Annotated in this window: 3 protein-coding genes; all 3 read right to left on the reverse strand. The window is 30.6% G+C overall.

What is annotated here, in order from left to right:
• Positions 1-120: 120 nt before the first annotated feature.
• Positions 121-618 (reverse strand): hypothetical protein, encoded by a 498-nt coding sequence (locus tag R2808_RS11345; protein WP_371271123.1) that lies wholly within the window; start codon positions 616-618, stop codon positions 121-123.
• A complete protein-coding gene (locus R2808_RS11350) occupies positions 608-3,124 on the reverse strand; it encodes a DUF2339 domain-containing protein (protein ID WP_371271124.1) in 2,517 nt (838 codons plus the stop codon). The genes R2808_RS11345 and R2808_RS11350 overlap by 11 nt, the downstream gene beginning before the upstream one ends.
• Before the next feature lie 18 nt (positions 3,125-3,142).
• Positions 3,143-4,209, reverse strand: a 1,067-nt coding sequence (locus R2808_RS11355) for an FAD-dependent oxidoreductase (protein WP_371271125.1), incomplete at its 5' end; no start/stop codon positions are given.

Raw genomic sequence — 4,209 nt, forward strand, 5'->3', positions numbered from 1 at the left:
GGCATATTTAAACAAACTTGTAATTTCAGAAGGTTGAAACGCAATTCGATTTCCTTTATAGTAACCAACTTTTAAAATGTTTATAGGAAGCGAATTTTTATCAATAAACTCAATTTTTAACTATTGATAAGTGTTTGACGGAAATAAAATTGTTTTATTAGTTGTATTTCCTTGTTGCGCATTTAAATTATTTAGCAACCGATTAGAAGCTAAGCCAAACCAATCTCGTTGATCGTTACTTCCACTAATAGAATAGTACTTATTTATTTCGGTATTTGAAACTGTAAAAACTAATTCGCCATTGTTTTCTTGTTGGTAATTTTTAATTATTAACGTTGTAATCGAATCTTTAATTGTGTTTTTTGCTATAATTTCTAACGATTCAAATGTTCGTTCTATTTGTGCTGTTTTTGAAACAAAAACATACGGTACTTCGTTTTGTGCGGCATCAATAATTCGAAAATAATCGGTATTGTCTTGTGTAGCCGAACGCACTTGTGGCGAAAGCAAAATTTCATAAAATCCTGTTTCGCTAACTTCATTTAACTTGCCTTTATAATTTTGAGCAAATCCTAAACTACATACAAATATTGCAAAAATTAAAATTTTAGCCTTCATCATTAGTTTTTTTAGGTTCATCGCTAGTTACTAATTTTTTTAATTTTTGATAGACAAATGAAATAATTAAAATGAGTACGCCTAATAAGATAAATGCAATTATTCTACCTGTTTCGGAAGCGTTGTTAATATCGTACACAAACAATTTTGCTATGGTTAAGCCTAATAACGAAAGTGCAATAATTCGTAGCGTTTTAGATTGCTTTTTAATTCCAATAATTAAAAATACAAATGAAAATAAGCCCCAAAGTATAGGATAACCTATTTTTATGATTTGTGTTTTTGTTTTAGAAAGTTCATAGTTCGCAAACGAAGATATTTCATAAATTGAAGCATCATTAAATGATGAAATATTAGGATTATATTGTGTTATTTTAGCCGCATTAATAGGCGAAGAAAAATGCAACCCGTGTATCAGTAATTCGCAACTTAATACATAAACAATAGCAAAAACAGCTAACCAAGGCATTATTTTGCCCGATAAAAGTTGTAATTTATTTTCTGCTGTTGCCCTTTTATATAATTGATATATTATATACAACAAAGCAATTACTGTTACATAATGCAGATAAAAAGCATACTGGTTTTGAGTAGTATAGATAAGGTTTTCGACAATTTCAAAATTGGCTAACTTATAAAATGAAACGATATAAAGAAAAATACTAAATATTGAAATAACAGCTGTAATTGTATTGGCCAATTGGTTTTTATAGTTTTGTATAACCGTAATTAAAACAGCTAAAAATAAAAAATGATACGCAACAGGAAATGCAATACATGAACCACTGTTTTCTAATCGTGCATTTGCTTGAAAATAAACTTCTAAAAAACCTGTAAAATAAGCACTAATTACAATTGCTATAAATAGAAAATTAGTATAAGCTTTTGGATTAAAATTGATTGTAAATACTTTCGTTTCTTTTTCGTTTTTTAATATAAAATAACTTAACACGAAACTAATGGTTACAACTGCTCCTGCAATAAACAGCGGATTTAAAATTATATTAAGTTCTTTATCTGTTGCATAGTTAAGCCAATCTAACAACAAACTTGCAATAGTTAAAAACTGAACCAGTACTGCCGCTAATTTAAAATATTGAATTTTCGATTTTTGTGCTAACCAAAATAACAATACGGCTTCGGCAGCCCAAAATAAAGTAATTTGATTTCCTTCGAACTGAATCGGAATTGTTAAAGTAGCAAACGAAAGTGTTAAACCGATTAAAACATAAATAGCATTTTTATCGAACTTAAACTTACTATACAAAATAGCTGCGTAAACTAAATTGTAAACCGCTAAAAGCAATGTAAATAATCCTGTAAAATTTAACCCACTATGGCGAATGATAGCCATTCCGAAACCGAAAAAAGCAAAATTATTAGCAACTAACATACTGTATTCAAAACCAGATAATGATCCTTTTTGTCGTAAATTACTAAGTACAATAGCAACCGAAAAAACAACGTAAAATAACGTTGCAAACACTAAAGCATTTCTATGAGGAAAATTATTACTTGAAATTTCGTTACCTAACCAAACCCAATACAAAATGGTAGTAAATACAAACGAAAGTAGTGTTACAACATTCCATTTTTTGAAATATGAAATGGCTAAAATTCCTATGTTTAAAATTGCTAAATAGGTAAATAGCACCACATAATTTCCTTCGCCATTACTTACCATAAAAGGAACCGCAAACCCACCAATTAATGACAAAACGGCTAATTCTTGACGGTTATAAGAAACCGAAACAAAAACACTAAATGCTGTAATACCTACCATTATGACAAAAGCTACCGTTTGGCTAAACAATTGGTATTCGTGAAAAGCAATAGCAATAGTAAAATAAAATATACTAACTGCACCAGCAACTAAAACCGAACTAAATGCTGCAAAATTCTTTTTTAGTTTATGGGCAATTGCCATTACTAATGAGCCTGCTAAAATTCCGATTCCTACACGTGCGGGTTCGTTTATCCAATCTTTATCGATAGCGTATTTTACAAAATAGCTTACACCTAAAACCAATATTAAAATACCAATTTTATTGATTAGGTTTTCACCAATAAATTTTTCTAAATCCGGATTTTTTTCTTTAAATTGTTCAAACCACGATTTCTTTGGAATGTAGTTTTCTGTAAGAATTTCCTCTGGTTCATCTGATAGTACATCGAAAACTTCTGGCTGAAAATTTTCTGGTATTGTTTCTATTTCTTCAATACTTTCTATAACAAGCTCTTCTGCTTTTGTAGTTTCGAAAACCTCAATTTCTGCTTCTACATTTTCTTCAACAGTACTATTGGCTTGTTGTTTTTCTTCTTTTACATCATCTAACGTAAATTGCGGCTGTGCTAATTTTTCTTCTAAATTTTTTAATTTTTCTTCAACACTATTTAGTTTTGAATGTAGCGAAAAAAAAGAATTATTTATTTGGTTACTTTGTTTATTAAGCGTTGCTATTATTACTATTAGTAAAATTAAAACAAAAACAATAAGTACTGTCATAGGAAATATTTTAGAATACTAATTTACATTTTTTAACAATTCTAAAATTTTATTTTCAATTGCTTCAGTTTCCCAAATTTCTTCGATATTCGCTATCGCTAATATTTCTTGCATAATAGCATTTTGTTTATCGCCTATCGCTAGTGCTTCGGCATATGGTTGATGGGTAAATGTAACTCTTCTATACAGAGGAATCCACTTTTCGGGGTGTTTTGTTGCAAACCATTTTTCAATTTTCTTTTGTAAATGAAATTGATCATCGGCGGTTTTTGCACTCATTTCTATAAAATTTCGATACGAGAGTTCGGCAATAGCATCAGTATTTGGTTTTCGCGATTTTTGATATTCTTGAAAAATAGTTTTCCAATCGTCGCCATACTTTTCCATCATTTCTACTAAAATGGTAATATCTTCAAATCCTGCATTCATTCCGTGCCCATAAAAAGGAACAATAGCATGGCAAGCATCGCCTATAAGTGCTACTTTATCTTCAAACGTCCACGGGTAGCAACGCATAGTTACCAAATAGCTTTTTGGGTTTTTAAAAAAGTCGGAAATCATTAACGATAAATACGGTTTTACATCGGGAAAATGAGTTTCAAAAAAGTGTTTAACCGAAGCCTCGTCTTGTAGTTTTTCGAATGAATTTTCGCCTTTGTTTGGTAAAAACAATGTACAGGTAAAACTTCCATCAGTATTGGCTAAAGCCATTAACATAAATTCTCCTCTAGGCCAAATATGCAACGAATTTTTATCTAGTGCATGCGAACCATCTACATTAGCTGGAATATGCAATTCTTTATAACCTATTTGTAAAAATTCTTGCGAATAATTAAACATGCTTTGGCGCTGCATACGATGACGAACTCGCGAAAAAGCACCATCGGCACCAAAAACAATGTCGTAGTTAATATCAGTCCATTCGCCTCTTTCGGTTTCACCTTGATGCAATGTTGCTGTTTCTAAAGAAACATCCCATATTTTACTTTCAAAATGAAACTGAACGCCTTCTTTTTCGGCTAAATCGACCATTTTTCGGTTTAAAATTCCTCTGGAAAGCGAAAAAATAGCTTCGCCTTCTTTAC

Source organism: Flavobacterium sp. (genome assembly GCF_041392005.1).
GTDB lineage: Bacteria > Bacteroidota > Bacteroidia > Flavobacteriales > Flavobacteriaceae > Flavobacterium.